The organism is Streptomyces sp. NPDC041124, from assembly GCF_055592385.1.
Map to the genome: position 1 here is coordinate 239,095 of NZ_JBVIYR010000010.1, position 26,628 is coordinate 265,722.

At 73.2% G+C, this 26,628-nt stretch carries 28 protein-coding genes; 7 read left to right on the top strand and 21 right to left on the bottom strand.

Annotation, left to right across the window (positions count from 1 at the left end; genetic code table 11):
* Positions 1-105 precede the first annotated feature (105 nt).
* The 3 genes from ACZ6A9_RS26160 to ACZ6A9_RS26170 form a co-directional block, all read right to left on the bottom strand.
* The gene (locus tag ACZ6A9_RS26160; protein ID WP_468989753.1) at positions 106-867 is read right to left on the bottom strand and encodes a hypothetical protein; all 762 of its coding nucleotides are present in this window, start codon (positions 865-867) and stop codon (positions 106-108) included.
* 138 nt (positions 868-1,005) lie between these two features.
* Complete coding sequence (locus ACZ6A9_RS26165) at positions 1,006-1,803, bottom strand: RNA polymerase sigma factor SigF (RefSeq protein WP_468989756.1); 798 nt, start codon at positions 1,801-1,803, stop codon at positions 1,006-1,008.
* Between the two features lie 150 nt (positions 1,804-1,953).
* Positions 1,954-2,094: a hypothetical protein gene (locus ACZ6A9_RS26170; RefSeq protein ID WP_468989758.1), complete on the bottom strand. Its 141-nt coding sequence runs from the start codon at positions 2,092-2,094 to the stop codon at positions 1,954-1,956.
* Positions 2,095-2,253: 159 nt separating this feature from the next.
* Between ACZ6A9_RS26170 and ACZ6A9_RS26175 the strand changes: the two genes are divergently transcribed.
* Positions 2,254-2,646, top strand: coding sequence for a DUF2795 domain-containing protein (locus tag ACZ6A9_RS26175; protein ID WP_468989760.1), 393 nt, complete (start codon positions 2,254-2,256; stop codon positions 2,644-2,646).
* A gap of 109 nt (positions 2,647-2,755) precedes the next feature.
* Positions 2,756-3,298, top strand: coding sequence for a type 1 glutamine amidotransferase domain-containing protein (locus ACZ6A9_RS26180; protein WP_468989763.1), 543 nt, complete (start codon positions 2,756-2,758; stop codon positions 3,296-3,298).
* Between the two features lie 103 nt (positions 3,299-3,401).
* On the opposite strand, the gene ACZ6A9_RS26185 is transcribed toward ACZ6A9_RS26180, so the two are convergent.
* Positions 3,402-3,689: a DUF6158 family protein gene (locus ACZ6A9_RS26185; protein WP_468989765.1), complete on the bottom strand. Its 288-nt coding sequence runs from the start codon at positions 3,687-3,689 to the stop codon at positions 3,402-3,404.
* 60 nt (positions 3,690-3,749) lie between these two features.
* On the opposite strand from ACZ6A9_RS26185, the gene ACZ6A9_RS26190 reads away from it, so the two are divergent.
* Positions 3,750-4,856, top strand: coding sequence for a baeRF2 domain-containing protein (locus ACZ6A9_RS26190; RefSeq protein ID WP_468989767.1), 1,107 nt, complete (start codon positions 3,750-3,752; stop codon positions 4,854-4,856).
* 109 nt (positions 4,857-4,965) lie between these two features.
* On the opposite strand, the gene ACZ6A9_RS26195 is transcribed toward ACZ6A9_RS26190, so the two are convergent.
* Positions 4,966-6,585, bottom strand: a complete 1,620-nt coding sequence (locus ACZ6A9_RS26195) for an ABC-F family ATP-binding cassette domain-containing protein (RefSeq protein ID WP_468989769.1) — start codon at positions 6,583-6,585, stop codon at positions 4,966-4,968.
* Between the two features lie 142 nt (positions 6,586-6,727).
* On the opposite strand from ACZ6A9_RS26195, the gene ACZ6A9_RS26200 reads away from it, so the two are divergent.
* Positions 6,728-7,549 (top strand): methyltransferase domain-containing protein, encoded by an 822-nt coding sequence (locus ACZ6A9_RS26200; protein WP_468989772.1) that lies wholly within the window; start codon positions 6,728-6,730, stop codon positions 7,547-7,549.
* A gap of 89 nt (positions 7,550-7,638) precedes the next feature.
* Here ACZ6A9_RS26200 and ACZ6A9_RS26205 read toward each other — a convergent pair whose 3' ends face one another.
* From ACZ6A9_RS26205 to ACZ6A9_RS26265, 13 genes are all read right to left on the bottom strand, one after another.
* Positions 7,639-7,956 (bottom strand): gas vesicle protein K, encoded by a 318-nt coding sequence (locus ACZ6A9_RS26205; protein WP_468989774.1) that lies wholly within the window; start codon positions 7,954-7,956, stop codon positions 7,639-7,641.
* Complete coding sequence (locus ACZ6A9_RS26210) at positions 7,953-8,141, bottom strand: gas vesicle protein (RefSeq protein WP_125502909.1); 189 nt, start codon at positions 8,139-8,141, stop codon at positions 7,953-7,955. The genes ACZ6A9_RS26205 and ACZ6A9_RS26210 overlap by 4 nt, the downstream gene beginning before the upstream one ends.
* Positions 8,138-8,917: a GvpL/GvpF family gas vesicle protein gene (locus tag ACZ6A9_RS26215; RefSeq protein WP_468989777.1), complete on the bottom strand. Its 780-nt coding sequence runs from the start codon at positions 8,915-8,917 to the stop codon at positions 8,138-8,140. Before ACZ6A9_RS26215 ends, ACZ6A9_RS26210 begins: the two co-directional genes overlap by 4 nt.
* Positions 8,914-9,255 (bottom strand): gas vesicle protein, encoded by a 342-nt coding sequence (locus ACZ6A9_RS26220; protein ID WP_468989780.1) that lies wholly within the window; start codon positions 9,253-9,255, stop codon positions 8,914-8,916. Before ACZ6A9_RS26220 ends, ACZ6A9_RS26215 begins: the two co-directional genes overlap by 4 nt.
* A complete protein-coding gene (locus tag ACZ6A9_RS26225; protein WP_468989784.1) occupies positions 9,252-10,529 on the bottom strand; it encodes an SRPBCC family protein in 1,278 nt (425 codons plus the stop codon). Before ACZ6A9_RS26225 ends, ACZ6A9_RS26220 begins: the two co-directional genes overlap by 4 nt.
* Positions 10,526-11,137 (bottom strand): DNA primase, encoded by a 612-nt coding sequence (locus ACZ6A9_RS26230; RefSeq protein WP_468989786.1) that lies wholly within the window; start codon positions 11,135-11,137, stop codon positions 10,526-10,528. Before ACZ6A9_RS26230 ends, ACZ6A9_RS26225 begins: the two co-directional genes overlap by 4 nt.
* Entirely contained in the window at positions 11,134-11,397 is a 264-nt protein-coding gene (locus ACZ6A9_RS26235) for a gas vesicle protein GvpG (RefSeq protein ID WP_468989788.1), read from the bottom strand. Before ACZ6A9_RS26235 ends, ACZ6A9_RS26230 begins: the two co-directional genes overlap by 4 nt.
* Positions 11,398-11,401: 4 nt before the next feature.
* The gene (locus ACZ6A9_RS26240; protein ID WP_468989790.1) at positions 11,402-12,175 is read right to left on the bottom strand and encodes a GvpL/GvpF family gas vesicle protein; all 774 of its coding nucleotides are present in this window, start codon (positions 12,173-12,175) and stop codon (positions 11,402-11,404) included.
* Positions 12,172-12,606, bottom strand: a complete 435-nt coding sequence (locus ACZ6A9_RS26245) for a gas vesicle structural protein GvpA (protein ID WP_190098562.1) — start codon at positions 12,604-12,606, stop codon at positions 12,172-12,174. Before ACZ6A9_RS26245 ends, ACZ6A9_RS26240 begins: the two co-directional genes overlap by 4 nt.
* 46 nt (positions 12,607-12,652) lie before the next feature.
* On the bottom strand, positions 12,653-13,033 hold the full coding sequence (locus ACZ6A9_RS26250; protein WP_468989795.1) for a gas vesicle protein GvpO: 381 nt from the start codon (positions 13,031-13,033) through the stop codon (positions 12,653-12,655).
* Positions 13,034-13,139: 106 nt separating this feature from the next.
* Entirely contained in the window at positions 13,140-14,099 is a 960-nt protein-coding gene (gene ligD / locus ACZ6A9_RS26255) for a non-homologous end-joining DNA ligase (protein ID WP_468989797.1), read from the bottom strand.
* A complete protein-coding gene (locus tag ACZ6A9_RS26260; protein WP_468989800.1) occupies positions 14,096-15,943 on the bottom strand; it encodes a transketolase in 1,848 nt (615 codons plus the stop codon). The genes ligD and ACZ6A9_RS26260 overlap by 4 nt, the downstream gene beginning before the upstream one ends.
* Positions 15,940-17,541 (bottom strand): NAD(P)/FAD-dependent oxidoreductase, encoded by a 1,602-nt coding sequence (locus tag ACZ6A9_RS26265; RefSeq protein WP_468989802.1) that lies wholly within the window; start codon positions 17,539-17,541, stop codon positions 15,940-15,942. Before ACZ6A9_RS26265 ends, ACZ6A9_RS26260 begins: the two co-directional genes overlap by 4 nt.
* 157 nt (positions 17,542-17,698) lie before the next feature.
* On the opposite strand from ACZ6A9_RS26265, the gene ACZ6A9_RS26270 reads away from it, so the two are divergent.
* Both ACZ6A9_RS26270 and ACZ6A9_RS26275 read left to right on the top strand, forming a co-directional pair.
* On the top strand, positions 17,699-18,661 hold the full coding sequence (locus ACZ6A9_RS26270) for an LLM class F420-dependent oxidoreductase (protein WP_468989804.1): 963 nt from the start codon (positions 17,699-17,701) through the stop codon (positions 18,659-18,661).
* 238 nt (positions 18,662-18,899) lie between these two features.
* Positions 18,900-19,544: a CBS domain-containing protein gene (locus ACZ6A9_RS26275; protein ID WP_468989806.1), complete on the top strand. Its 645-nt coding sequence runs from the start codon at positions 18,900-18,902 to the stop codon at positions 19,542-19,544.
* Between the two features lie 209 nt (positions 19,545-19,753).
* On the opposite strand, the gene ACZ6A9_RS26280 is transcribed toward ACZ6A9_RS26275, so the two are convergent.
* On the bottom strand, positions 19,754-20,188 hold the full coding sequence (locus ACZ6A9_RS26280) for a phage holin family protein (RefSeq protein ID WP_468989808.1): 435 nt from the start codon (positions 20,186-20,188) through the stop codon (positions 19,754-19,756).
* Positions 20,189-20,309: 121 nt separating this feature from the next.
* Here ACZ6A9_RS26280 and ACZ6A9_RS26285 point away from each other — a divergent pair, with 121 nt between their 5' ends.
* Entirely contained in the window at positions 20,310-20,657 is a 348-nt protein-coding gene (locus tag ACZ6A9_RS26285) for a VOC family protein (RefSeq protein WP_355932611.1), read from the top strand.
* Positions 20,658-20,667: 10 nt separating this feature from the next.
* Here the strand turns inward: ACZ6A9_RS26285 and ACZ6A9_RS26290 are convergent, their stop codons facing one another.
* Both ACZ6A9_RS26290 and ACZ6A9_RS26295 read right to left on the bottom strand, forming a co-directional pair.
* A complete protein-coding gene (locus ACZ6A9_RS26290; protein WP_468989810.1) occupies positions 20,668-22,626 on the bottom strand; it encodes a DUF5107 domain-containing protein in 1,959 nt (652 codons plus the stop codon).
* A 232-nt stretch (positions 22,627-22,858) separates the two neighbouring features.
* On the bottom strand, positions 22,859-26,503 hold the full coding sequence (locus ACZ6A9_RS26295) for an nSTAND1 domain-containing NTPase (protein ID WP_468989813.1): 3,645 nt from the start codon (positions 26,501-26,503) through the stop codon (positions 22,859-22,861).
* Positions 26,504-26,628: the final 125 nt, after the last annotated feature.

The window sequence follows — 26,628 nt, forward strand, 5'->3', positions numbered from 1 at the left end:
CTCGTGCCGCCCTCGGCGAGCCAGTACCCCGCGTGCCGTGTGCCATGAGTGCCGGCCCGTGGCGCGTGGTGCGCCGCGGCGGCGGCCGGGGACGGGCGAGGGACGTCAGGCGTCCGGGCGGGAGGTCCGGTCCCGGTACACGCGGTGGGCGGCGGCGCCGAACGCCCCCGCGATGAGCAGGCCGCCGGCGGCGAGGGCGGGCACCGAGTCGGTGAAGGCGCCGCCTCCGCCGGCGTCGACCCCGTGGTGCGCGGGGGGTGTGGGGTGCCGGGAGGGTGCGGGGGCGCAGTGGGTGCTTCGGGAGGGGGTGGGGCCGGGCCGCACCGGCTCGGGCCGGGCCGGCTTCGAGACGGGGGGCCGGGATGCCACCGGCACGGGCCCGGCGGTTTCCGGCGCGGCGGGCCTCACGGCTGCGGCCCGGTGATCCGTGGCCTGCGGTCCGGCGGCCGTGTCGGTGCCGGGCGGGGCGGGGATGCCGGCGCCCTCGGGGCCGGCGTCCGGGAGGAGCGCGTCCGTGGCGGCGCCCTCAAGGCCGGCGTCCGGTGCGGTGCCGTCCGGGGGGAGCGTCTCCGGTTCTTCGAGGGTCTCTTCGCCGGGTTCCCCGGGGCTTTCCGGTTCCAGCGCTTCCGGTCCGTCCTCCAGCACCTGCGGCCCGTCCGCGTCCGGCTCGGCGCTCCCGGGTGCGTGCTCCTCCCACTCGTGGCCGCCTCCGGGCTTCGGGCAGGGCGAGGGGGACGGGGAGGGCGAGGCCGTCGCCCATGACGCTCCGCTGCCCGGGACCGTGCCCGCGACCGCGACCGGTGCGAGCGCGCCGAGGACGGTGCCGGCGACGGCGGCGAGGGACAGGGCGCGGGCGGTGCGGCGCATGGTGCGGGCTCCTTCGAGCGGCGGGCGGGGCCACGGCGGTCGTCTCGCCCCACAGCCATCACAGCCCGCCCGCCGCCGCGCCGCGCGCCGCCGCCCGCCATTGGCGGGACCCGCACACCCGGGCGGGTGAAGGTCGCGTCAGCCCCCGGCGGCGTCGCTCATGACCTGCTCCCGTACTCGGCCGCAGCTCCGGCTGATCAGCCGGGAGACGTGCATCTGCGAGATGCCCAGCTCCTCGGCGATGCCGCTCTGGGTCATGTCGTCGAAGAACCGCATGTAGAGGATGGCCCGCTCCCGCTCCGGGAGCGCGGCCAGCCGGCCCTTGACGGCCTCGCGGTCGACCACGGTGTCGAGCGCCGGGTCGGGCGCGCCGAGGGCGTCGCCCAGCGAGTAGCCGTCGTCGCTGCCGGGCAGCACGGCGTCCAGGGAGAGCGCGCTGAAGCTCTCCAGGGCCTCCTGCCCGGCGCGCACCTCCTCCTCGGTGAGCCCGGCGTACTCGGCGATCTGCGGCACGGTCGGGGTGCGTCCGGACGTCTGGGAGAGGTCGTGGGAAGCGCTGCGGACCCGGTTGCGCAGGTCCTGGACCCGGCGCGGTACGTGCAGCGTCCACATGTGGTCGCGGAAGTGCCGCTTGATCTCGCCGGTGATGGTCGGCACGGCGTAGCTCTCGAAGGCGTTGCCGAGGGCGGGGTCGTAGCGGTCGACGGCCTTGACCAGGCCCAGCGCGGCGACCTGGCGCAGATCGTCGTAGTTCTCGCCGCGGCTGCGGAACCGTCCGGCGAGGCGGTCGGCCATGGGCAGCCACGCCTCGACGATCTCGTCACGGAGGGCGTCGCGCTCCGCCCCGCCGGGGAGTCCGGCGAGCCTGCGGAAGGCGGCCGCGGTGTCGGGGGCGTCGTCGTGCGGGTGGTGCTTCGCGGTTGCTCGGGTCGGCATCTGCGGTGCAACTCCCTCGGAAGTGCTCGGGATGTCACCGTGGTGGGCCTACCGACCGAGGACAGAGGACAGGTACGCCCGGGGGCGGCGAGGTGCCGCTTCCACGGGGTGCCTCCTGTCCGAAGCACTTCCCGTGCGCGTGCCCCCGCTTCAGGGCCCCAAACGTCCGAGTCCGGGTTCCGCGGGTTCCTCGGGTGGCTGCACGGGCGGCAGCAGGAGGTCTTCGTAGCGGCCCAGCATCAGGACCACGCCGAGCATGAAGGAAGGGATGAGCAGGGCGAGCACCGCCATGGCCGGGCCTTTCCAGGAGGCTCGTGGGGGGCGTGTCCTGCCGGGTCTCCCGCTCCCCAGGAGGCAAACCCGGGCCGTGCCGATCCACCGTCCGATCCCTGTGTCGGCCTCCGCTGCCCGGGTACGCGGTGCGCACCCCCGAAGGATCTGGAGGGAGACATGCAGCGAGGCAGTGACCGGCTCAGCGTCCACCGTGACGACGAGATGAAGCACGAACTGCAGGGTCTGCTCAGGTCCGGGCATCCCACCCGGACCGAGGAGTGGCACGACCCGGAGCCGTTCGCCGACGACGACCCCGCGGTCGCGTACGGCCCGGTGACACCCGGCCGCGGCCCGACGGCACTGGAGTCGGTGCGGCTGGAACTGGCCAGGATCCTCAGCCGTGGGGCGTTCCCCGCGGGCCCGCGCGAGCTGATGCGCGCGCTGGACCGGCGGCACGCGCCCGACACGCTCGTCGAGGCGCTGGAGCGGCTGCCGCGCCAGGACCGCTACGGCAGCGTCCAGGAGCTGGCGGAGGCGCTGACCCGGAGCCGGGAGACGGAGACCGCCTGACCCGGGCTCCGGCTGCCGGGGCCGGCGGCGGCCCGCACCAGCCGGGCGGCCCGGACGAGAGCGGCGTACGACAGCCGCCGAAGACTGACGAAGGGACGTAGGAACCATCATGCGCATCGCATTCCTGACCGCACCCGAGGGCGTCGAGCAGGTGGAGTTGACCGAGCCGTGGCAGGCCGCCGTGGACGCCGGTCACGAAGCCGTGCTCGTGTCGACGCAGAAGGGGAAGGTCCAGGCGTTCAACCACCTCGACAAGGCGGACACCTTCCCCGTGCAGGAGGTCGTCGGTGAGACGTCGGCGGACTCCTTCGGCGGCCTCGTCCTGCCGGGCGGGGTGGCCAACCCGGACGTGCTCCGCATGGACGGGAAGGCCGTCTCGTTCGTGCGGGACTTCTTCGACCAGGGCCGCCCGGTCGCCGCGATCTGCCACGCCCCCTGGACCCTCGTGGAGGCCGACGTCGTACGGGGCCGGGAGCTGACGAGCTGGCCGAGCCTGCGGACGGACATCGGCAACGCCGGCGGGACCTGGGTCGACGAGCAGGTGAAGGTCTGCGACCACGGTCCGAACAAGCTGGTCACCAGCCGCAAGCCGGACGATCTGAAGGCGTTCTGCGAGACGTACCTGGAGGTGTTCGGGGCGGAAGCGGCCTGATGGCCTGACGCCCGCCGTGCGCACCGCACCGGGGCCCGCGCTCGCGCGGGCCCCGGTGGCACGTCTCGGGGACGGCCGGTCGCCGCGGTGGTGGCGGTGGCGGTCAGGTGCCCGGGGCGGCGGGCGTCGTGGTGTCCGCGGCGTTCCGTTCGCGGGCTCCCTCACGGGTGCGGCCCGAGGCCACCGGTCGGCGCGGATTGCGGCGCAGGTACTCGCCCTCCAGTTGCGCCATCCGCTCGTTGTGGGCGCGCAGTGCGCCGTTGGAGCCGTACAGCAGCGTGTCGTGGCGCGTGCGGTGGATGGTCTCCAGCTCCTTCATGAGCTGCTGGTCGTCCAGGCGGTTCGGCTCGACTCCGGTCATCGTGGTGCCCCGCTCGTCGTGTGCGTTCACGGGCTCCGGGTACCCGCCCGCGGCACAGGCACAACCCGAACGGCTACCGGGAGGGAGCTCATGGAACTCGCATTCCTGCATCCACTCTACGAACGTCCCGGCCCTTGGGCCTCCGTGTACGTCGACACGTCGCAGCACACGGAGAACACACCCCGCGAGCGGCAGCTGACCGCGCAGGCGATGGCACGGGAGCTCGCCGAGCGGGGCGCCGACGAGGCGACCTGTCAGGCGGTGCGCCACGCGATCGAGGAACTGCGGCACTCCGCCGAACCGCACGGCCGCGCCCTGTTCGCCCGGGACGGCGAGGTGGTGCTCGACCCGCCGCTGGCCCGGTCCCCGCAGCGCGACTGGGCCGAGTGGGCGCCGCTGCCGCGGGTGGCGCCGCTGCTGGACCTGGCCGGCGAGGACCCCGTGTGCGTGATCGCCTACGTGGACCGCAGGGGCGCGGACTTCGAACTGCGCAGCGCCCTGGGCCGGGACGACGCGGGCGGTGTCACCGGTCGCCAGTGGCCGCTGCACCGGACCGCTTCCGTCGACTGGTCGGAGCGGCACTTCCAGCTGCGGGTGGAGAACACCTGGGAGCACAACGCCGCGGAGATCGCCGACGCGCTCGCCGTCTGCCAGGAGGAGACCGGTGCGGACCTGCTGATCCTCGTCGGCGACGACCGTGAGCGGCGAGCCGTGCACGAGCGGCTGCCGCAGCGACTGCACGCCCTGGTGGCCGAGGCGCCGCACGGTGCGGGCAGCAGGCTGCTCGACGGCGACGTCGAGCGGATCCGCGCGGAGCACGTCCACGCGCGCGCCGCCGGGGAGCTGGAGCGGTTCCTCGCCGCCCGGGGCTCGGACGACGAGGGCCGCGCGGGTGCCGTGGAGGGCGTGCCCGCGCTGGTCGAGGCGGCGCGGGAGCACCGGATCGGCGAGCTGCTGATCCGGTCCGACGGGCCGGACGCGCACCGGGAGGTGTGGATCGGGGAGGACCCGGACCAGCTGGCGGTGCGGCGGACGGACCTGAAGGTGCTGGGCGAGCAGAACTCGTGGGCGGCGCGGGCGGACGACGCGCTGATCCGGTCGGTGGTCGCGACGGGGGCTCCGGCGCTGGCGGTGGATGCGGCGGGGCCGCGGGAGGATGCGCCGGTGGGTGGGCTGGGGGCGTTGCTGCGCTGGTAGGAGGGCGACCGTACTGTTCGCGCCCCCGCAGCCCCTTCCCGTCCCGTCCCTGGGGGCTTCGCCCCCAGACCCCCTTTGCGCAGTTCCCCGCGCCCCTGGGGACGGGGGCTCAGCGGGCTCGTTCGACGCGGCGTTCGTCCCAGACCGGGTGGGGGGTCTCCCGGACGTGTCCGTCGGCGCCGAAGACCAGGTAGCGGTCGAAGGAGCGGGCGAACCAGCGGTCGTGGGTGACCGCGAGGACCGTGCCCTCGAACGCCTCCAGGCCCTCCTGCAGCGCCTCCGCGGACTCCAGGTCGAGGTTGTCCGTCGGCTCGTCGAGCAGCAGGGCGGTGACCCCCTGGAGTTCCAGCAGCAGGATCTGGAAACGGGCCTGCTGGCCGCCGGAGAGCCGTTCGAAGGTCTGCTCGGCCTGGCCGGTCAGCTCGTAGCGGCGCAGCCGCGACATGGCGGCGCCCCGGTCCTGGGCGTGTTCCTTCCACAGGATGTCCAGGAGCGTACGGCCCCGCAGTTCCGGGTGGGCGTGCGTCTGCGCGAAGTGGCCGGGGACGACGCGGGCGCCCAGGCGCCAGCCGCCGGTGTGGGCCACGTCGTCCCCGGCGAGCAGTCGCAGGAAGTGCGATTTGCCGGAGCCGTTGGAACCGAGCACGGCGACCCGCTCCCCGTAGAACACCTCCAGGTCGAACGGCTTCATCAGACCGGTGAGTTCCAGTCGCTCGCAGGTGAGCGCGCGGACTCCGGTACGGCCGCCCTTCAGACGCATGGTGATGTTCTGCTCGCGCGGCGGCTCCGGCGGCGGGCCCGCCTCCTCGAACTTGCGCAGCCTGGTCTGGGCGGCCTGGTAGCGGGAGGCCATGTCGGGGCTGTTCGCCGCGGCCTGGCGCAGGTTCAGTACGAGCTTCTTGAGCTGGGCGTGCTTCTCGTCCCAGCGCCGGCGCAGCTCCTCGAAGCGGGCGAAGCGTTCACGGCGGGCGTCGTGGTAGGTGGCGAAACCGCCGCCGTGCACCCAGGCGTCGGCGCCGGCGGGGCCCGGTTCGAGGGAGACGATGCGCTGGGCGGCGCGGGAGAGGAGCTCGCGGTCGTGGGAGACGAACAGGACGGTCTTGCGGGTCTCCTCCAGCCGTTGCTCCAGCCAGCGCTTGCCGGGCACGTCGAGGTAGTTGTCGGGCTCGTCGAGCAGCAGCACCTGGTCGGTGCCGCGCAGCAGAGCCTCCAGGACGAGGCGCTTCTGCTCGCCTCCGGAGAGGGTGCGCACCTCGCGCCACTGCGCCTTGTCGTAGGGGACGCCGAGCGCGGCCGTGGTGCACATGTCCCACAGGGTCTCCGCCTCGTAGCCGCGGGCCTCGGCCCAGTCGGCGAGTGCCTGCGCGTAGGCGAGCTGGGCGGCCTCGTCGTCGACGGTGAGGAGGGCGTGCTCGGCCCGGTCGACGGCGCGGGCCGCCTCCCGGATGCGGGGCGTGGCCACGGACACCAGCAGGTCGCGCACGGTCGTCTCGTCCCGTACGGAGCCGACGAACTGGCGCATGACGCCGAGGCCGCCGGTGACCGTGACCGATCCGGCGTGCGGCTTGAGTTCGCCGGCGAGGAGGCGCAGCAGGGTCGTCTTGCCCGCGCCGTTGGGGCCCACCAGGGCCATGACCGCGCCTTCCCCGACCCGGAAGGACACATCGCCCAGGAGGGCCCTCCCGTCGGGGAGGTAGTACTCCAGATGTGCTGCTTCCAGATGGCCCATGGTGGGGATTGTGCGGGGTCGTCGACGCGGGTGGCAAACGCGTTTCGACGCGACCGCGTCCACGATGCGATACGCGGGTCTCATCATACGACCGCCGCGCGTACCGTGGCCCTCCTACGAGAGCGGAAGGGGTGGGTTCGGCATGCCGGAAGCACGGGAGACCGCCGTCTACACGCACGGTCACCACGAGTCGGTGCTGCGGTCGCACACCTGGCGGACCGCCGAGAACTCGGCGGCGTACCTCCTCGGTGCCCTGCGGCCCCACATGCGGGTCCTGGACATCGGGTGCGGGCCCGGCACCATCACCGCCGACCTGGCGGCACTCGTCCCCGACGGGCACGTCACCGGTCTCGACCGGGAGCCGGGAATCCTGGAGCAGGCCCGGGCGGTGGCCGGCGAGCGAGGGCTGACCAACGTCGACTTCGCGGCGGGCGACGTGCACGCGCTGGACTTCCCGGACGACACCTTCTGCGTGGTCCACGCCCACCAGGTGCTGCAGCACGTGGGCGACCCGGTACGGGCGCTCAGCGAGATGCGGCGGGTGACCGGGCCGGGCGGCCTGGTCGCCGTACGGGACTCGGACTACGCGGCGATGACCTGGTATCCCCCGTCGCCGGGGATGGACGACTGGCTGGAGCTGTACCGGCGGGTGGCGCGGGCCAACGGGGGCGAGCCGGACGCCGGGCGGCGGCTGAAGTCCTGGGCACTCGCCGCGGGGTTCACGGACGTCACGGCGGGCTCCGGCACCTGGACCTTCTCGACCGCGCCGGAGCGCGCCTGGTGGAGCGGCCTGTGGGCGGACCGCACGGTGGCGTCGGCGTACGCCGGGCGGGCCGTCGAAGGGGGCCACGCCACCCGGGAGGAGCTGCGGGAGGTGGCCGCGGCGTGGCGGGCGTGGGGCGCGCGGGAGGACGGCTGGTTCAGCGTGCTGCACGGAGAGGTCCTCTGCCGCAAGGAAGCCTGAACCGCTTTGTCCGGGCACTCCGAAACAGGAATTCCCCGGGACACGGTCCCGGGGAATTCCTGTTTCGGGGCGAGCCGGCGGCCGGGGACTCAGTCCCTCGGAAGCAGCGGACCGAGCGGACCGAGGTCCAGGTTCAGGTCCTCGGGCCGCAGTCCGTAGCGGTTCCGCAGCTCCGCCATCCGGTCCTCCAGGAGCATGAGGGTGAGCCCGACCCGCTCCTCCTGCTCCTCGGTCAGATCGCCCTCGTCGAAGCGGCGCAGCGCCTGGCGCTCCATCAGCTGGCGCAGCAGCTCGACGACGGTGAGCACCAGTTTGATCAGGTCCCGTTCGACCGTGTCCGGCTCCAGGTCGAGCCGCTTGCGCCGGCTGCCGTGGGGTTCGCCGCGGTGGTCGGGGCCGGCCGTCACGGCGACTCCTCGAAGGGCGACGGGACCTGCGCGTTCACCGAGCTGATGAGCGCGTTGAGGTCGATACGGACCAGGTCGACGTCCGCGATGCGCAGGGTGATGTCGCCTGTGATGACGACCCCGCCGGCCAGCAGCCGGTCGAGCAGGTCCACCAGGGCTATCTCGCGGCGCTCGACGACGGTCACGCGTCCTCCTTCCCGGCCGATTCCTCACCGGCGAACGAATAGGCCGCCCAGGGGCCGGTGAGTTCGACGCGTATTCCGGGAATTCCGTCCTTCGTCCGGTCCACCCGTTCCACGAATTCCTCGGATTTCGCCCGCGGCACGAGGTAAGCGGCATTGAGCACATTGCGCCCGGAGGCCCCGGAGAGAGCGGGATTCTGCGGAGCGTGCAGCCGGGAGTCCTCGGCGCTGTCGGACAGGGCCCGGTGAAGATCGGTCGCGAAGACCTCGGCCCGCTGCCACGCGTCGTCCCGCGATTTCGTCTGCTGACGCCGCTGCCGGAGGTAGTCCCGCCCGGTGGCGGGCTTCGGCCCGGGCGGAGCGGGCGCCTGCGGCTCCCGCTCCGCCTCGAGGAACACCTTCACGCCCCACTCGACCCGGCCCTCCAGCCGCTCCAGGGTGGCCCGGAAGTCCTCGCCCCGGGCCTCGAGCATCGTCCGTACGCCGCTGTCGTCGCGGAACACGGTGCCGAGCCGCAGCGGCAGCGGGGTCGTGACGGTGGTGAGCGCGTCGATCACGCCCTGGTGGGCGCGAGCCACCGCGGTCAGCCAGTCGAGGTCCTCCAGGTGCGCGCGCAGCGGCTCCTCCGCGAAGTCCCCCTCGGGCACGTGGCTGACCACCGCCACCAGGTCGCCGTGCGGCAGCAGCCGGGGCGGATCGCCGCCGACCCCCGTCAGCTGCGCCTGCAGCGGTGTGCCGAAGGGGCGGCAGACCGCGTAGACGTACCGCAGTCCGGTCACGTGCTCTCCTCCTGTGCGCGACGGGGCTCCAGTTCCAGTTCCTCCAGCCGGGCCAGCCGCTCACGCAGCTCGGCGTTCTCCCTCGCCAGTTCGTCGCGGCGGGCCCGCGAGGACAGCGCCGGGTCGGACTCCCACCAGTCGATCCCCATCTCCTTCGCCTTGTCGACGGAGGCGACGACCAGGCGCAGCTTGATCGTGAGCAGCTCGATGTCGAGCAGGTTGATGCGGATGTCACCCGCGATCACGATGCCCTTGTCCAGCACCCTCTCCAGGATGTCGGCGAGATTGGCACCGCTGCCCTGGCCGTACGGGTCGGGGAGCCGACTGGGGGTGGTCATCGCCGGCTCCGGCTCTCTTCGCGCTCGTCCTCGTCCGCGGACTCCGGCTCGTCACCCTCGGCCGGGGCCTCGTCGGCGTCCTCGTACTCATCCTCGTACTCGGACTCCGGCTCGCCGCCCTCCGCCGCTGCCTCGTCCTCCTCGTCCTCGTCCTCGTACTCCTCGTCCGGGTACTCGTCGTCCTCGGACCCGTCGCCGGCGGGCTCCTCCGCGGACTCCTCGGACTCCTCCTCGGACTCCTCGTACCCGTCGTCGGGTCCTGCGCCGTCCTCGTCCTCGTCGTCGTACGAATCCTCGGCGCCCTCGGAGTCCTCGTCGGCCGGTTCGCCGTCCTCCTCCGGCTCCTCGGCGTCGCCGTCCTGGGACTCCGCCGTCTTCTCCTCCTCCTCGGCCAGCGCGTCCTCGTGGCTGCGGACGACCTCGCCGTCGCGGATCTCACCCCGCCAGCTGTCCTCGGCCTCGCCCTTGATGGTGATGAAACGGGCGAAGTTCTTCAGGTCGAGCCGGGCGCGGCGGCCCTGGGCGCGCCAGATGTTTCCGGTCTTCTCGAAGAAGCCCGACGGGTAGTACTCGATGACCAGCAGGACCCGGGTGAGGCTGTCGGCGATGCGGTGGAAGGAGACCACGCCCTTGGTGGTGCCCTTGGCGCCCTCCGAGGACCAGGCGATGCGGTCGTCGGGGACCTGCTCGGTGGTGGTCGCCTTCCAGCTGCGGTTCGACCACCAGATCTTCGCCTGCCAGTCCGAGGTGGTGTCGTCGCTCTTGTTGGCGCTCTTGACGCCCTTGGCGAAGGTGCTGAAATCCTGGTACTGGGTCCACTGGTCGTACGCCGTGCGCAGCGGCACCCCGACGTCGATGTGCTCGATGATGACGGTGGGCTTGTTGCCGGAGGAGCGCTTGCGCTTGCTCTTCCCGCCTCCGCCCAGGCCCTTCACCTTGTCCATCACGTTGTCCTTGACCCGTGAGGCGCCGAGCTCGACGGCGCTGCGCAGCGGGCCCTTGCCCTCGGCCAGCTTGCGGCCGCCGTCGGCGGCCAGCTTGGCGAAGCCCGGGCTGTTGCCCTCCGCGATGTCGTTCAGTTTGTTCGTGGTCTCGCCGAGCTTGCTGCCGAGCCCGCTCAGCATGCGGGTGGCCTGGGCGGCGAGGTAGTCCTGCAGTTCCGCCTTGAGCCGGTCCGCCGCCTCGCTGTGGGCGACGTCGGCCAGGGGGTTCTTCGACGCGCCGTTCACGTTGTCACGTGCGGCGGAGCCGGCCTTTCCGAGGGTCTCGGTCATCGTTCACCGCCTCCCTTCGACGTGCGGGGGCGGGCGCCCCGGGAGCCGGCCGCGCTCTTCTTCGCGGCCGTCTTCTTCGCCGGTGCCGTCCGCTTGGCCGCGGCCTTCTTCGCCGGTACGGCCTTCTTCGCCGGCGCCTTCTTGGCGGCGGCCTTCTTCGCGGAGGGCCGGTCCTCGTCGCGGTCTTCGTCGCGGTCTTCGTCGCGGTCTTCGTCGCGAGGCTGCCCGCGGTCCTGCTCCTCCGGCTCGTCGTCGACGTCCTCGTCGTCCTCCGCACGGTCCTGCGGGCCGCCGCCGTCGAGCTGGTCGCGCACGGAGGCGGTCCGGCCGTGCAGCCGGTCGGCGAGCGAGCCGAGCTGCCGCTCGACCAGCGCGCCGGAGGCCGCCTTGCCGACACCGCGCAGGTCACCCCGCAGCTGATCGCCCAGCTCCTTGAACTGCGGATTGTCGCGCAGCTGCTGGGACACCAGCTCGGCGACCATCTTGGGGCTGAGGTTCAGCTTCTTGCCCGCCACCAGCCCGCCGACGGCGAGCGCCATCTTGAGCTTCTTGGTGCGTCCGAGGAGGTATCCGGCCCCGATCGCGAGGCCCATTCCCGTTCGATTCATCGTGCCGTCCCATCCCCGCTACCCGCGCCTGTGCGCGTCGCGGTCTCCAACCGGTCGAGGAGTTCGTCCTCCTGCCGGTCGAACTCCTCCTCGGTGATCTCTCCGGCTTCCAGCAGTTCTTCCAGTCGGGCCAGCTCGGCGCGGATGGTCGCGGGGTCGTAGTAGATACGCTCCGCTTCCTGCAACGCCTGCCGGACGGCCCAGGCGCTGCCGCGCACCGGGGCGAACGGCAGCAGCAGCACCTCCGAGATCAGGCCCATGACGTCACCCCGTTTCGGTGTGCGCTCCGCCGGCCGCGGTGCCCGCCGGCTCGGACGGTCCGGGCTCGACGAAGCTGTACGGGGGGAGCGGTCCGTTCAGACGGATCTCGACGTGGGGCATGTCCTTGCGGACCTGCTCCACCGCGGCCAGGAAGTCCTCCGCCGACTCCCGCTTCACCAGGTAGGAGACGTTGGCGAGCCAGCCCGTGGACTCGGGGCCCACGCTCACGGCGTCGGCGGCTCCTTCCAGCGCCTGCTCCAGCGCGGTGCCGTCCTCGGACTCCCGGTCCTTGACCGCCTCGGCGACCATCTCGCCGAGACGGATCTTGTCCTCGTAACTGCCGCCGCCGGACTGGCGGTTGGCCTCCGCGAGGGAGCGGATCTCCGGGTTCCCCGCCATCACGTGGTGGAGTACGGCCTCCTCCACGTGATTGGCCTTGATGTTGTACTCGACCCGGTCGTCCAGCGCGCGCAGCCGCTCCTGGTAGTGCTCGGCGCGCTCGGCGAGGACGCCGGTGACGGAGTCGTCGTCCGGGGCGACGCTGCCGAACCGCATGGGCAGCACACAGCCGGCCGCGCCGATCTCGCTGAGCACGTTCTGGTGGGCGAGCAGTTCCCTGCGCTTGGGGCGGAGCCCGTCGGGGGCGTCGCTGACGACGGCCGCCAGTTCGCCCTGCCGCAGGATGCGCACGGGACGCGAGGGGTCGCCGACCCCGCCCATGCCCTCCGGCAGTGACGGGTGCGTCGCCGCCGTGATGCCGTAGACGTAGGTGCTCACTCCTGCTCCTCCTTACGGCGGGCCGCGGTGCTCTTGCGGGCTCGCGGACGGGACCGGGTCTCTTCCTCGGACCCGTCGTCACGCGCCTGCTTGAAGGCGTCGGAGATGGTCTCGGCGGCGCCGGAGAGGGCGCCCTTGGACTTGCCGCGGGCACCGGACTCGGTGACCTCGCCGACTATCTCGGGCAGGCCCGGGCTCTTGCGGGGCCCTGCCTCCAGGTCGAGACGGTTGCACGCCTCGGCGAAGCGGAGATAGGTGTCGACGCTGGCGACGACGACCCGCACGTCGATCTTGAGGATCTCGATGCCGACCAGGGACACGCGCACGAATGCGTCGATGACGAGCCCCCTGTCCAGGACGAGCTCAAGCACGTCGTAGAGGCCGCTGCTGCCGCCCCCACCGCCGGACTGCTGTGCCGGTACGACTGTCATTCCGGTTGTTCCTCCTTGTCTGTGGGCGAGTGTCCGGTCGCGCGGCCTAGCGGCCGCCGGACCTGCGCGCGTCGGAACGGCCCCGCTCGTAGCGGCGGACCCGCCGGTACCCGGTGAGCTGCCCGTCCGGGTCGAGCTCGACCTGGTAACTCGCCATCAGGCTCATCGTGTCGGGGACCCGCTCGAGTTCGAGGACCTCCACCTCGAGCGCCCAGCCCTCCTCCGTCTGCTCGAAGGACGACACGGACTCGGCCTCCATACCGGTGAGCTCCGCGAGCTGCCCGCGCGCCTGGCGCAGCACCTCCATGGGGCTGGGCCGTTTGGTGCTTCTGTTGTCGTCGGTCCGCTTCCGGGACTTCTGTGAGTCCTGTGAGTCCTGGGATTCCTGTGAATCCTGTGACTCTTCGGTGTTTTTCGTGTTCGACATGGCCACCTCCCCCTCCGTGTGGCCGCAAGCGGGTTCGCCAAACCTCCCGGGCTCACCCGGTTGCCCTGTCCGGATGGCACATCCGGCCGGTGCGGGTACGCCTCGCTCAGCGCAGTCCAGCGAGCCGTCGGCGGGCCGGGGCCAGGGAGCGCCCCCGGCTCAGCAGCCCGGCCCACGGGTCGGTACGGACCTGTTCGACGGCGTTCGCGACCGTCCAGCGGCGGGCGTGCAGCTCCGGATCGTCCAGCTGGTCCCAGGAGACGGGCACGGCGACGGGCGCGCCGGGCAGGGCGCGGACCGTGCAGGGGGCGACAACGGTCTGCGCGTAGGCGTTGCGCTGCACGTCGAGGTAGAGCCGGTCACCGCGGTCCTTCTTACGGGCGGCGGTGGTGAGCCGGTCGGGATGGGCTCCGGCGAGGGTGTCGGCGACCTCCCGGGCGAAGGCACGCACCTCGTCGACGTCGTGCTTGCCGGTCAGCGGCACGATCACGTGCAGCCCGCGGGAGCCGGTGGTCATCAGCGCCGCGGGCAGGTTCAGCTCGTCCAGCAGCTCCCCCAGCAGCCGCGCCGCCTCCCGTACCGTCTCGAAGTCGTCGACCGAGGGGTCGAGGTCGAACACCAGCCGGTCCGGATGGCCGAGGGGGGTTCCCCCGCCCGAGCGCGGCCGGGAGCGGGGAGGTCCGGTGCGCGACAGCCAGCGGTGCAGGGTGATGCTCGCCTGGTCGACCAGGTACGCCAGGGTGGCGGCACTGTCGCACACCGTGTGCGTGACGGTGCCGCCCTCCTTGGCGACCTCGGCGCGGGTGATCCAGTCCGGGTAGTGGTCCGGGGTGTTCTTCTGCATGAACGACGGGCCGCCGACGCCGTCGGGGCGCCGGTCCAGCATCAGCGGGCGCCCCCGCAGGTGCGGCAGCATGTACGGGGCGACGGCCAGGTGGTAGTCGACGAGGTCGCCCTTGGTGTACTCCTCGGTGTCCCCGCCCCCGGGGAAGAGCACTTTGCCGGGCCGGTGGATCTCCACCGTGCGGCCCCCGGCCCGTACGGTGCGCGGCCCGTCGCCGCTCACGACACGATCGCCTCCCCCACCAGCAGCCGGCCGGCCGCGGCGATCGACCCGGCGTCGATGCCGGCGGCGCGCAGCTGCTCGTCGGGCGAGGCCGAGCCGGGCACGTCGCGCACGGCGAGGCGCACCAGGCGCGGGACGGGGCGTCCGTCGCCGAAGGCCTCCGCGACCGCGTCCCCGAGACCGCCCTCGGGATGGTGGTCCTCGATCGTCATCAGGCAGCCGGTCTCCTCGGCGGCGGTGCGCAGGGTCTCCCGGTCGACGGGCTTCACCGAGTACAGGTCGATCACCCGTACGGCGATGCCCTCACCTTCGAGTGCCTCGGCGGCGGCGAGCGCCTCGGGCACGGTGACGCCCGCGGCGACGAGGGTGAGCCGGTCGCTGCCGGAGGAGCGCAGCACCTTGCTGCCCCCGACGGGGAACTCCTCGTCAGGCCCGTAGATCACCTCGCTCTCGCCGCGCGAGGTGCGCAGGTAGCGGATGCCGTCGAGGCCGGCCATGGCGGCGACCAGCCGTGCGGTCTGGTTGGCGTCGCACGGGTACAGCACGGTCGAGCCGTGCACGGCGCGCATCATCGCCAGGTCCTCGAGACCCATCTGGCTGGGGCCGTCCTGGCCGATGGCGACGCCCACGTGCGAGCCGACGAGGTTGATGCCGGAGCCGCTGACCGCGGCCATGCGGACGAAGTCGTGGGCGCGGGTGAGGAACGCCGCGAAGGTGGAGGCGTACGGCGTCCAGCCGCGCGAGGCGACGCCCACCGCGGCCGCGACCATCTGCTGCTCGGCGATATAGCACTCGATGTAGCGCTCGGGGTGCTCCTTGGCGAAGAACTCCGCCCGGGTGGAGTCACCGACCTCCCCGTCGAGGGCTACCACGTCGCCGCGGGCGGTGCCGAGGGCGGCCAGCGCCTCGCCGAACGCGTTGCGGGTGGCGACCTCCTCGCCCTTGTCCCAGCGCGGCAGGGCGGGCTCCGTGACGTGCCGGGCGGGTCGTGCTCCGTCGAAGGACGGCGGGTGCGCCTGGATGCGCAGGTCGCGCGGGCCGCCGAGTTCGGCGACGGCGTCGTCGGCCTCCGGCAGCGGTTTTCCGTGCAGCCCCTCGCGGTCCTGGACGGAGGCGACGCCCTTGCCCTTGAGGGTGCGGGCGATGATCGCGGTGGGCTGGCCCCGGGTGGACAGGGCCTCGCCGTAGGCGCGGTCGACGGCGTCCACGTCGTGGCCGTCCACCTCGACGGTGTGCCAGCCGAACGCCTGGAACCGGCGGGCGTAGGCGCCGAGGTCGTGGCCGTGGCGGGTAGGTCCGCGCTGGCCGAGGCGGTTGACGTCCACGATCGCCGTGAGGTTGTCCAGCTTCTCGTACGCGGCCTGATCGGCCGCCTCCCACACCGATCCCTCGGCCAGCTCGCTGTCCCCGCACAGCACCCACACGCGGTAGTCGGCGTGTTCCAGCCGCCTCCCGGCCAGCGCGATGCCGACGCCGACGGGAAGGCCCTGGCCGAGGGAGCCGGTGGCCGTCTCGACCCAGGGCAGTCGGCGGGGGGTGGGGTGCCCCTCGAGGCGGCTGCCGCTCTCCCGGAAGGTGAGCAGTTCGTCGTCGTCGATGGCGCCGGCCGCCTTGTAGACGGCGTACATCAGCGGCGAGGCGTGGCCCTTGGAGAGGACGAAGCGGTCGTTGGCCGGGTGGTCGGGGCGGTCGAAGTCGTAGCGGAAGTGGCGGGCGAACAGCACCGCCGTCAGGTCGGCGGCGGACATGGACGAGGTGGGGTGCCCGGAGCCCGCGGCGGCCGCGGCGCGGACACTGTCCACGCGCAACTGCTGTCCGAGCTCGACGAGTTCACCGGTGTTCATGAGTCTCCTTCGATGAAGCGGTCGGTGCGCCTGACGGGTCCGGGTGAGACGTCCGGGCCGGGAGGCGGCTGATCGGGCGGCGGTGTGACGGCGGGCCGGCTCTTCGCGGGCTCACCGCCCGGCTGGTTCTTGGCGGGCTCACCGCCCGGCTGGTTCTTCGCCGGTTCCGCGCCCGGCTGGTTCTTCGCCGGTTCCGCGCCCGGCCGGTCAGGCTCTGCCCGCGTCCGTTCCCCGGGTTCCCGCTGCCTCTCCCCGGCCCCCTGCTGCCGCTCCCCCGGCTCCCGCTGCCGCTCCGATCCGCCCACCCGTGCCAGCTCGGGCGACGCCGTGTCCAGCGGTACCGACCAGGACCGTACGAGCCCCAACTGGACCGCCTGGCGCGGCAGTACGGCGTCGAGGAGCCAGTCGGCGGCCACCCGCACCCGGTTTCCGGGCATGGCGGCGAGGTGGTAGCCGCGGGTGACCGCGCCCGCCACCGGGCCGGAGAGGTTCACGCCGAGCGGGTTGGCGGCGGCCTTGACACCGCCCAGATCGACCACGAAGCCCAGGTCCTTGTGCCGGTAGGCGCGCCGCTCACCGTCGCCGAACGACGCGGCGATGTTGTGCGCGCACACCTTGCCCTGCCGCCACGCGTGCTGCGCGGTCATCGGGGTGTAGGACCCCGGCTTCTCCAGGTCGGGCACCGCGGCCGCGTCACCGCAGGCGAACACCTCCGGCCGGCCCGGCACGCGCAGGTGCGGGTCGACCAGCAGCCGGCCGCGTTCCATGGGCAGTCCGAGGGACTCGGCGAGCGGGTCGGGGCGTACGCCCACGCACCACACCAGGGTCCTGGTGTCGACGAACTCGCCGTCGGTCAGCAGCACTCCGTCGGGCGTGGCCTCCTTCACGGAGGTGCCCATCCGTACGTCCACGCCCCGCTCGCGCAGCACGCCGTCGGCCGTGCGGGAGAGCCGTTCGTCCAGTTCGGGCAGGACCCGGTCGGCGATGTCGAGGAGCATCCAGCGCGGCCGCATCCCGGTCCGCATGGGGTGCTTGGCGACCTGCGCGTCGGTGAACAGCTGTCCGTGCGCGGCGACTTCGGTACCGGTGTAGCCGGCGCCCACCACGACGAAGGTGCAGCGGGAGGCGCAGGTACCGGGATCGTCGGTGGCGGCCGCGAGCTCCACCTGACGGGTCACGTGATCGCGCAGGTAGAGGGCTTCGGGCAGACCGCGGAAGCCGTGGGCGTGTTCGGCGACGCCGGGGATCGGCAGCAGCTTGTTGACGCTTCCGGCCGCGAGCACCAGCCGGTCGTAGGAGAGGGTGCCGCCCTCGTCCTCGGGCCCGGTGTAGTGCACCTGCCGCCCGTCGAGGTCGATGCGGTCGGCCTCCCCCAGCACCAGCCGTACGTGCGGCAGCGTGCCGGAGAGGGAGACGGTGACCCGGCGCGGCTCCAGGATGCCGGCCGCGACCTGGGGCAGCAGCGGGAGGTACAGGAAGTAGTCGGTCGGGTTCAGCAGGACGATCTCGGCGCGGCCCTTGGCCAGCCGGGACAGGGTCTGGGCCGTGCGGTACCCGGCGAAGCCGGCACCGACGATCACTATGCGGGGTCGACTCACGGTTCGCCTCCGGCGCTGTCGCGTACGTCGGGAGCCTTCCGCGTCCCCCTGGCCGGGGCCGCCAAACGTCGGGCCGGCGCCCCGGGCCCGGTTGCCGCCCGGCCCTCCGGGTACCCGGCGCGGGACCACAACCGCCCATGTCGCGGAGGCACCCCCCATGCCCGAGTACGGCTATTTCCTCTCGTGCGAGCAGTACGGTCCCGCGGAGCTGATCGAGCAGGCGCGGATGGCCGAGCAGGCCGGATTCCAGGCGTTGTGGATCTCCGACCACTTCCATCCGTGGAACGACGAGCAGGGGCAGAGCCCCTTCGTCTGGTCGGTGATCGGCGCGCTCTCGGAGGCGGTGTCCCTGCCGGTGGGAACGGCGGTGACCTGCCCGACCGTGCGCACGCACCCGGCGGTGGTGGCGCAGGCGGCCGCCACCAGCGCGGTGATGTCCCCCGGAGAGTTCCGGCTGGGCGTGGGCACGGGCGAGGCGCTGAACGAGCACATCCTCGGCGGCCACTGGCCTCCCGCCCACGTACGGCTGGAGATGCTGGAGGAGGCGATCCAGGTGATGCGCCGACTGTTCAGCGGCGAGGAGGTCAACCACCACGGCACCCACTACACGGTGGAGAACGCCCGCCTCTACACCGTCCCCGACCAGCCCGTCCCCATCGACATCTCCGGCTTCGGACCGGCGGCCACCAAGCTGGCGGCGCGGGTCGGCGACGGGTACGTCACGATGGTGCCGGACGCCTCGATGGTGGAGCAGTACCGCAAGGGCGGGGGCGGCGGAAAACCGGTCAGCGGTGGCACCAAGGTCTGCTACGGCACCGACCGCGAGGAGTGCGTGCGGACCGTGCACCGGCTCTGGGCCAACGAGCAGCTGCCCGGCGAGCTGGGGCAGGTACTGCCCTCACCGAAGCACTTCGAGCAGGCGCAGACCCTGGTCACCGAGGACATGGTGCGCGAGAACCGGGTGTGCGGCGACGACGTGGACGAGCACGTCGCCGAGCTCCGCCGGTTCGCCGACGCCGGCTTCGACCGGGTCTACGTCAACCAGATCGGCCCGGACCTGCGCGGCTTCTTCGACTTCTACCGCACGAAGGTGCTGCCGCGGCTCCAGCAGGCCGGCTGAGCTCCGGGCAGAACGCACCGACGACGACACGCACCGCCCGTCGCCTCCGGTCGCCAAGGGGACCGCCGGCCTCCCGGCCGGGCCGAACGGCACTGGTCGCCGGAGCGGCGCGGTGCTGTCATGGTGGGGGGAGACGGCGTGAACGGGCCGGCAGGAGCGGGGAGGCGGACGCGCCGCGCGCGGTTCGCCCGCGCTCGGACCGAGCCTGGCCCGTCGCACAGCGGAGGAGGCCGATGCCATGCTGTACCGCCGCACGGTCGGTGACGTGATGACCGAGGAGGTCCTCACCTTCCGTCCCGACACGCCGTTGCAGGAGGTCGCCGCGCTGCTGGACGCGAACGACATCGTCGCGGCCCCGGTCGTCGACGGCGACGGCTCTCCCGTCGGGGTCGTGTCCGCGTCCGATGTGCTGCGGCACGAGACCGGCATGCCCGATGCGCAGGGTCAGGACGGAGACGACGAGCGCTCGTGGGGCAGGGCCCGGGCCCGGACCGCGGGTGAGCTCATGAGCAGCCCCGTCTTCACCGCGCGCGCCGACTGGACGATCCCCCGGGCCGCGCGGGAACTCCGCAGGCGGCACGTCAAGCAGTTGCCGGTGGTCGGCGACGACGAACTCCTCACCGGCATCGTCACCCGCAGCGACCTGCTCGACGCCTTGATCCGCTCCGACGTCGAGATCCGCGGCGAGGTCGAGCGGGACGTGCTGGAACGCATCCTCGCCCTGGACGAGGGCACCGTCGCGGTCGAGGTCCTGGACGGGGTCGTCACCCTTCGGGGACACGTACCGGATCCGCGTCTCGTCCCGGTGGTCGTGGGTCTCTGCCAGGGCGTCGACGGTGTCACCGCCGTGAACGCCCACCTCGCCGCTGCCGGGGAGGCCTAGGTTCCGCCCCGAGGGACCGGCGGCCGGCCCGTCCGGGAGTCGCCGCCGACGCCCCGCACGCGCTTCCACGACCCGCACACCCCGCGGCCGTACGCCGCCCACGGCGGACCGTCGGATCCCGCCGCCGGACACCCCCGCTGTCCTGGAGCCGACCGCCTTCGCGTCCGGTGGCCGGGCCGACCGTCAGCGGGGCCGGGCCGCCGCGGGGGTCACAGCCGGTGGTGGGTGTCGGCCGCGCGGGACTCGTGCGGGCGCGGCGGTACGACGCCCGCGGTGGGCGGCGTCGAGGGCACCGGCGGGACGGGGGCGCCGCCGGGTGCGGCCATCTGCCCCGTGCCCGGGGTGGAGGGGGCCGAGGGCCGGGCCGCGCTGCGCAGGGCGTAGGACGCCACGGCCAGGATCACGGCCGTGATCAGCGCGGCGGCCCAGCCCGGCAGGACGAGGGCGAGGGCGAGACCGACCGCCAGCGACACGGCGGCGCCCGCGTACAGGGCGGTGGCGCCGGACCCGGCGTAGAAGGCGGCCTTGCGGCGCTGCCCCCGCGCCTGCTCGCGCAGTTCCTCGCGTACGGTCTCGCGGGCCACCTGGGCCAGTTCGTCGACCAGGTGCTTGTCCAGATGCTCCAAATGCTCCAAACGCTGCATGCCGGACGGGTACCCGCGCCCCGGACCCCGTAACTCCCGCCGGTGGACGGTGTGCAGGGCGCTGTGGAAAGCGTCCGGGGTGGCACCCCGGTCCGGGCCTGCCCCAACTAGGCTCGTCCCCATGGAGATTCTGGGTGCCACCCTGCGCGTCTGCGTCGACGACATCGAGACCGCCATCCCCTTCTACGAGCGGCTGGCCGGCGGCAAGGCCCTCCGCTTCGAGCGGGCCGGCGTCCACGTCGCGGCCGTGGGCTGCTTCCTGCTGATGAGCGGTCCGGCGGCGGAACTGGACGTGTTGCGCCGGGTCGCCGCGACCATCGCCGTGCAGGACGTCGAGGAGGCCGGCCGGGTGCTCGCGGAGATGGGCGCCGACATCATCGCCGGGCCCGTCCCCACGCCGGTGGGCCGCAACCTCATCGCACGGCACCCGGACGGGGCGGTCTACGAGTACGCGGACCGCCGCGCCTGAACCCGGACGGTCACGGAGTGGGCCGCATCCGGAAGTCGTAGCGATCCGGCAGGTGTTCGGTGGTGAGGGCGGCCCACAGCCGCCCGACGGTCTCGTCCCCCTCCCGCAGGTCGGCGACCTCGAAGCCCGCATCGAACACGGCGCGGGCCTCCTCCTTCCGCCCTTCGGCGAGCAGCAGCGCCGCCTCCACCAGCCGGAACCGTCCGCGGGCCCGGGTCGCGGGGTCCAGCCGCCGCCACACGGAGCGCGCGTCCGTCGTACGCCCCACCGCGAGCAGCGCGTCGACCGCCTCCCGGCCGAGCGCCGCGGCGACGGCCGTCCGGTCGCCCGCGGCGTCGCCGGCCTCCCGGCACAGGTCGTCGAAGGCCTCCAGGTAACGGTCGGCGGCCCGCCCCGGGTTGTGGTCCTCCTGGTCGGAGACCGCCAGGCAGCGCAGCGCCGGCCACTGCTGCGAGGTGTGCCTGAGGCCCCGCTCCCAGCTGCGCACCGCCTGCGCCCGGTCGCCGGCGTGCCACTGGGCGACGCCCAGGTGGTACTCGGTGAGCGGGGTGGCGGGCGCGGTCTCCAGCATGTCCCGCCAGTGCCGGGCGACCAGCGTCCCGCCGGGCGGCCGGCCGGCGGACGGGGCGGGGAGGGATCCGGCGCGCAGGAGGTGCAGCCAGGGTTGCTGTTCCTCGGCCAGGGTGGTCTCGTCGAAGGGCGTGCCGGGCAGCTTCAGGCCGGCGCGCAGCACTTCGAGCGCGCCCCAGCCGGAGCCGGTCGCGAGCCGCTCGCCCGGTGGGGTGTCCGCGTACGGCTGCCAGGCCGCGTACGCGGCGTCGACCCGGGCGCGCGGCAGCACCGCTTCCAGCCGGGTCTCCGCCTCGTCCAGCACGCCGTGCCACTCCCCCTCCGGTCGCGTGGTGAACGGTCCGTAGGCCTCCAGCCAGGACACCTCGCTCTCCGCCTCCAGCGCGACGTGTTCCAGCTGGGTGCGGGCGAGGCCGGCCTGGATCTCGCAGTAGCCGCCGGTGCCGGGTTCGGTCAGCCACCGCTGCCAGCTCCGCCCGCCCGGCCCGCGGCCCCAGACGAACAGCTTGCGGCCGCGCAGGACGTCGGTGGACGTCTGCGCGAGGCCGTGGCCGTCGGCGTCCAGTGCGGCGATCCAGCGCCTGCGGCCGTCGGGGACGTCGTAGAAGTAGTCGGCCGCGTAGGTGCTGCGGGGCGGGTAGGTGCGGTCGACGCCGTCGTGCTCCGGGACGGGCACCCGGCGCAGTCGCTGCTCGTAGCCGAAGTGATAGGCCGCCTCGGCGGGGGCGAGGACGCGGCACTCCTCGGGAACGGCGATGTTCGACCACCAGTAGGTCGGTACCGGCTTCTCGTGCGGGTTGCGGATCCGGACGCCGACGTGGAGGAAGTCGGAGCCGTCCGGCAGCCACAGGTCGACCTGGAAGGGGAGGTCGCGCAGCCGCTCCCACTCCCACAGGCGCAGCATCTCCCCGCCGTCGGGGGCGGGGACGCGGGCGGCGTGCACGGGTGAGCAGGACAGGGTGGTGTGGCCGGTGGCTCCGATGTTCCATTCGATGCCGCCGGAGAACCAGGCGCCGTTGAGGGCGAAGTTGGCGGGCTGGAACACCGGGTTGCGGTACAGGAGTTCGCGGCCGGTGGGCAGGTGGACGAGGGAGGCGATCCGGCCGCCGAGTGCGGGCAGCACGGTGGCGCGCAGCCGGTCGTTCTCGATCACCAGGGCGTCGACGGGGCGGGGTTCGCGGTCGCGGTCGTAGCCGTCGCGGACGGGGACGGGCAGCAGGCTGTGCAGGGGCGCGTAGCCGATCTGCCGGGCCATGTCGCGCGGCAGACCGGCCTTGTCACGGTCCTCGACGCGGTGCGTCTCGTCGAGGGGCCGCAGGGGCGGCAGCGGGTTGTCGGGGCCCAGGTGCGCGGCGGGCAGCGTCAGTACCTCACGTCGGATCGTCGTCACGATCTCCATGGAAGCCGCACGGGGCCCGCGTGAACAGGGGCGCCGCGGGCCGGGTTCACGCGAGGCGTCGACCACCGTGCCGGTGAGCGGGGCGCCGGCCGTGGCGCATGCTCGGCCGGTACCCCGGCCCGGACGACACCAAGGTCACATGCGTGTGTTGATTCCCGCCCGAGAGTCCTCATCCGGCGACCGACAGTGGAACCCGCCGTCACTCCGTCGGCCACAGCCCGCCAGAGCCGACTCATCCGGCTGACTCGTTGAGGTAACGGGACCGTTCCTCATGGGTCAGTTCCCGGGTGACGCCGTCCCGGGAACGCCGCAGGACCTCGTCGATCGGTTCGCAGGGCAGGCATGTCCAGACGCGTACGGTGCCGTCGTCGTGCGAGCTGACGAACCGGTTGCCGGGCAGGAAGTTCGCGTTCTCCACAGAGGCGCCGAATCCGTGCAGGACCAAGGGCGGGCTGTTGCCGGTCGTGCTCCAGATCCGGGTGGTCGCGTCGTTGCCGCTGGTCACCACCCGACGGCCGTCGAGACCGAACGACACACTCCACACCACTCCCTGATGTCCGTTCAGTACCCGCGGTCTGCCGGGCTCGGTGAGATCCCACAGCCTGGCCGACCCGTCGTTGCCGCCGCTGACGAGGTGCCGTCCGTCGGGGCTGAACGCCACGGTCCAGACCAGGCCGTTGTGACCACGGAGGACCGTCAGATCCTTGCCGGTGGCGGGGTCCAGGACGTGGATGGTGCCGTCCAGGCCGGCCGCGGCCACGCGTCGCCCGTCGGGGCTGTAGGCGACGTACCGCACTTTGTCCTGGCCGGTGTCGACCACCAAGGGTTCCGCGCCCGGAGTGGTGTGCCAGATCCGTACGGTGCCGTCGCTGCCGCCGGTGACCAGCCGGCGTCCGTCGGGGCTGAAGTCCGCGGTCCACACCGGCCCGTCGTGGCCGCGCAGTACGACGGGTTCCGTCGCGTGGTCCACCGGCCAGATCCGTGTGGTCCCGTCGTCGCCGGTTCCGGCCACCCGGCGGCCGTCCGGGCTGAACGCCACCCCGAGGACCTCGCCGTCGTGCCCGCGCAGCACGGTCGGCGGGGCGGTGCTCCCGGTCCGCCAGACGCGCACCGTCCCGTCGGCTCCGGCGCTGGCGAGCCGGCGGCCGTCCCGGCTGGGCACCGTCGCCCACACCGGCCCGTCGTGACCGGTCAGGACGCTGTCGCCGCCCGCCGGGGCCGCCTCCCAGATCCGTGCGGTGCCGTCCTCGCTGGCGCTCACCAGGCGCCGTCCGTCGGCGGCGAAAGCGACCGCGGTCACGGTGCCGCGATGCCCGCGCAGGATCAGCGGCGCGGCGCGGTGACGCACGTTCCAGATCCGTACGGTGCCGTCGTTGCCCGTGCTGGCGACCCGGGCGCCGTCCCGGCTGAAGGCGATGCCCTCTGCCGTGCCGTCGTGGCTGCCGAGCACGACCGACTCGGTCGGGGCGTCGGGGTCCCACAGGCGCGCGGTCCCGTCGGTGCTCGCGGTGGCGATGCGCCGGCCGTCGGGGCTGAAGGCGACCGCCTCCACGGAATTGCTGTGCCCGCGCAGCACCACGGCCGTCCGCCGACTCCCGACGTCCCAGACGCGTACCGTTCCGTCGCCGCCGCTGCTGGCGAGGCGGCGTCCGTCGGGGCTGAACGAGACGCCGAGCGCCCGCCCGTCGTGGCCGCGCAGCACGACCGGTTCGCCTCTCCCCGTGGCGTCCCAGATCCGTACGGCGCCATCGTCACCGGCGCTGGCGACGCTGCGGCCGTCCGGGCTGAACGTGGCACTCCACACCTGTGCCGTGTGCCCTCGCAGGATCACCGGCTCGGCGCCGCTTGCCCACGTCCACACCGAGACCGTGCCGTCCTCGCCGGCTGCCGTGATCCGGGTGCCGTCCGGGCTGAACACCGGCGTCCACACCTCGCCGTCGCGGCCGCGCAGCACCACCGGGTCTCGCAGCGTCGCGCCGTACCGCCACACCCGTATCGCGCCGTCGCCGCCGCTGGTGGCGAGGTACCGGCCGTCCGGACTGAACGAGATCCCGAGGACCTGCCCGTCGTGGCTGGCGAGCACGGCCCTCACCCGTGACTCGAACACGGCTTGGCGCAGTGCCGCCTCGGTCTCGTCGGTCGCGCTGGTCCGGTAGGCACTGGTAGCCAGCAACAGGCCCAGCTCGGGGTCGAGCTGGGCCTGGCCGCGCGCGCTCGCCACGAGTTGCCGGGAGAACGCGAGCGCCTGCCCGGCCTCCGCCCGCCGGGCCTGGACGAACGCGACGCCCGCGAGGACGGTCAGTGCGACCACCGTCGCCGTGAGCCCACTCACGGTCAGCCGCACACGGCGCCTCACCGCCGCCCGCTCGCCCTGCGCGCGGTCGCGGCTCGCCGCCAGGAACTCCTGTTCGAGATCATTGAGCCGGCCCGTGTCCCGGTCGTCCCACTCGGCCAGCCGTGCTCCGCGGTAGAGCACCCCGTCGTCCCTGCCGTGCTCCGCCCACTCCCCGGCCGTACTGGTCAGACGCCGGTGTGCGCGCAGTTGTTCGCGGCCGGTCTCGATCCACCTGCGCAGTCGCGGCCATGCGGTGATCAGGGCTTCGTGGGCGAGGTCGACGGTGTCGTCGTCGACAGTGACCAGGCGGGCGCGGGCCAGTCGTTCCAGAACCAGGGCAGCGTCCCCGCGGGTGCTTGCGGCCAGTTCGGTGCGGGCAGCGGGGCGACGGGTGTCCTGGGCTCCTTCACCGGGGGTGATGAGCCGCAGCAGCAGATCGCGGGCGACAGCCGCCTGTTCAGGAGAAAGTTGCGTGTAGAGGAGCTCTGCGGTTCGGGCGAGGGCACCGCTCACCCCGCCGACGGCGTCGTACGCGGCTTCGGTGAGTGCCCGTCCTCTGCGTCTTCGCCAGGTCTCCAGCAGCGCGTGCGACATCAGGGGCAGGCCGCCGGGCTCATCGGCGACGTCCCGGATGATGCGGGCGGTCAGAGCGCGTTCCAGGGTCAGTCCGGTGGCTGTGGCCGGTTTGACGATGGCGTCGCGCAGTTCGTCCCGGTTCATCGGAGTGACCAGCAGGTTGGCGTCGCGCAATGCGTCGGCCAGGGCGTGGTGTTCGGCGCAGCGGCCGTAGAAGTCGGCGCGGACCGCGATCAGCACCCTCAACCGGCTCGCCGGTTGGCGGGCGGCGAGCAGGAGGTCGATGAAGCGGGTGCGTTCCGCTGGATCTTGGCAGAGGGTGTAGACCTCCTCGAACTGGTCGACGATCACGAACGTGTCCGTGCCGCCGTCGCCGGGTCCGCTCGCGTCCAGGAGAGGGGCGTGGGCGCGTGCGGGGTGCTCGCCGGGCGTCAGGATCTGGATCACGGCCGGCCGCAAGCCGGGTTCCTGGGAGTGCTGGAGGGTGGGGATCAGGCCCGCGCGCAGCAGGGAGGACTTGCCGCTGCCGGACGGGCCGAACACCGCGGCGAACCGCCGGCGCCGCAGCAGATCCAGCAGGTCGGTGGTGAGCCGGTCCCGGCCGAAGAAGAGTCCGCTGTCGCCCGGCTCGAACCGGGCCAGCCCCCGATAGGGCGCATCCGCCCCCTCACGTCCCTCCTCCTCCGCGCCGACCGCGGCGGCGTCGTCCACGACCTGTTTCCACCGGGCTTCCCACTCGCCCGCATGGCCCCCGCATGCGGCGACGTAGGCCAAGGTCACCGCCAGCGTGGGCAGCCGCTCGCCCGCCGCCGCCTGCGACAGGGTCGTACCCGAGTAGCCGACCCGCTCGGCCATCGCCCGGTACGTCATCCCGCCCGCCTCCGTCCGCAGCTTGCGCAACTCGAACGCGAACCGCTGCACCGGACCCGCCCCCGGATCCACCGGCACCTCACGACGCCCCGCCATACCCGCCCCCTCGCCGGCCATCGCACACCGGACCGGACGCCTCACCCTTGCACCCCTCGGCCCGGCCCGAAACGTCACGCCCGGCCATTGATTGGCCGCCGGAACAGCCCTGCCAATCAATGCGC

Bases quoted from the DNA above. Each gene is read 5' to 3' on its own strand.
- ACZ6A9_RS26250 (WP_468989795.1), bottom strand. From the start codon at position 13,033: ATGTCGAACACGAAAAACACCGAAGAGTCACAGGATTCACAGGAATCC.
- ACZ6A9_RS26245 (WP_190098562.1), bottom strand. From the start codon at position 12,606: ATGACAGTCGTACCGGCACAGCAGTCCGGCGGTGGGGGCGGCAGCAGC.
- ACZ6A9_RS26175 (WP_468989760.1), top strand. From the start codon at position 2,254: ATGCAGCGAGGCAGTGACCGGCTCAGCGTCCACCGTGACGACGAGATG.
- ACZ6A9_RS26235 (WP_468989788.1), bottom strand. From the start codon at position 11,397: ATGGGCCTGATCTCGGAGGTGCTGCTGCTGCCGTTCGCCCCGGTGCGC.
- ACZ6A9_RS26280 (WP_468989808.1), bottom strand. From the start codon at position 20,188: ATGCAGCGTTTGGAGCATTTGGAGCATCTGGACAAGCACCTGGTCGAC.
- ACZ6A9_RS26275 (WP_468989806.1), top strand. From the start codon at position 18,900: ATGCTGTACCGCCGCACGGTCGGTGACGTGATGACCGAGGAGGTCCTC.
- ACZ6A9_RS26260 (WP_468989800.1), bottom strand. From the start codon at position 15,943: ATGAACACCGGTGAACTCGTCGAGCTCGGACAGCAGTTGCGCGTGGAC.
- ACZ6A9_RS26180 (WP_468989763.1), top strand. From the start codon at position 2,756: ATGCGCATCGCATTCCTGACCGCACCCGAGGGCGTCGAGCAGGTGGAG.
- ACZ6A9_RS26220 (WP_468989780.1), bottom strand. From the start codon at position 9,255: ATGACCACCCCCAGTCGGCTCCCCGACCCGTACGGCCAGGGCAGCGGT.
- ACZ6A9_RS26285 (WP_355932611.1), top strand. From the start codon at position 20,310: ATGGAGATTCTGGGTGCCACCCTGCGCGTCTGCGTCGACGACATCGAG.
- ACZ6A9_RS26230 (WP_468989786.1), bottom strand. From the start codon at position 11,137: ATGAATCGAACGGGAATGGGCCTCGCGATCGGGGCCGGATACCTCCTC.
- ACZ6A9_RS26170 (WP_468989758.1), bottom strand. From the start codon at position 2,094: ATGGCGGTGCTCGCCCTGCTCATCCCTTCCTTCATGCTCGGCGTGGTC.
- ACZ6A9_RS26200 (WP_468989772.1), top strand. From the start codon at position 6,728: ATGCCGGAAGCACGGGAGACCGCCGTCTACACGCACGGTCACCACGAG.
- ACZ6A9_RS26165 (WP_468989756.1), bottom strand. From the start codon at position 1,803: ATGCCGACCCGAGCAACCGCGAAGCACCACCCGCACGACGACGCCCCC.
- ACZ6A9_RS26295 (WP_468989813.1), bottom strand. From the start codon at position 26,503: ATGGCGGGGCGTCGTGAGGTGCCGGTGGATCCGGGGGCGGGTCCGGTG.
- ACZ6A9_RS26190 (WP_468989767.1), top strand. From the start codon at position 3,750: ATGGAACTCGCATTCCTGCATCCACTCTACGAACGTCCCGGCCCTTGG.
- ACZ6A9_RS26270 (WP_468989804.1), top strand. From the start codon at position 17,699: ATGCCCGAGTACGGCTATTTCCTCTCGTGCGAGCAGTACGGTCCCGCG.
- ACZ6A9_RS26225 (WP_468989784.1), bottom strand. From the start codon at position 10,529: ATGACCGAGACCCTCGGAAAGGCCGGCTCCGCCGCACGTGACAACGTG.
- ACZ6A9_RS26160 (WP_468989753.1), bottom strand. From the start codon at position 867: ATGCGCCGCACCGCCCGCGCCCTGTCCCTCGCCGCCGTCGCCGGCACC.
- ACZ6A9_RS26290 (WP_468989810.1), bottom strand. From the start codon at position 22,626: ATGGAGATCGTGACGACGATCCGACGTGAGGTACTGACGCTGCCCGCC.
- ACZ6A9_RS26195 (WP_468989769.1), bottom strand. From the start codon at position 6,585: ATGGGCCATCTGGAAGCAGCACATCTGGAGTACTACCTCCCCGACGGG.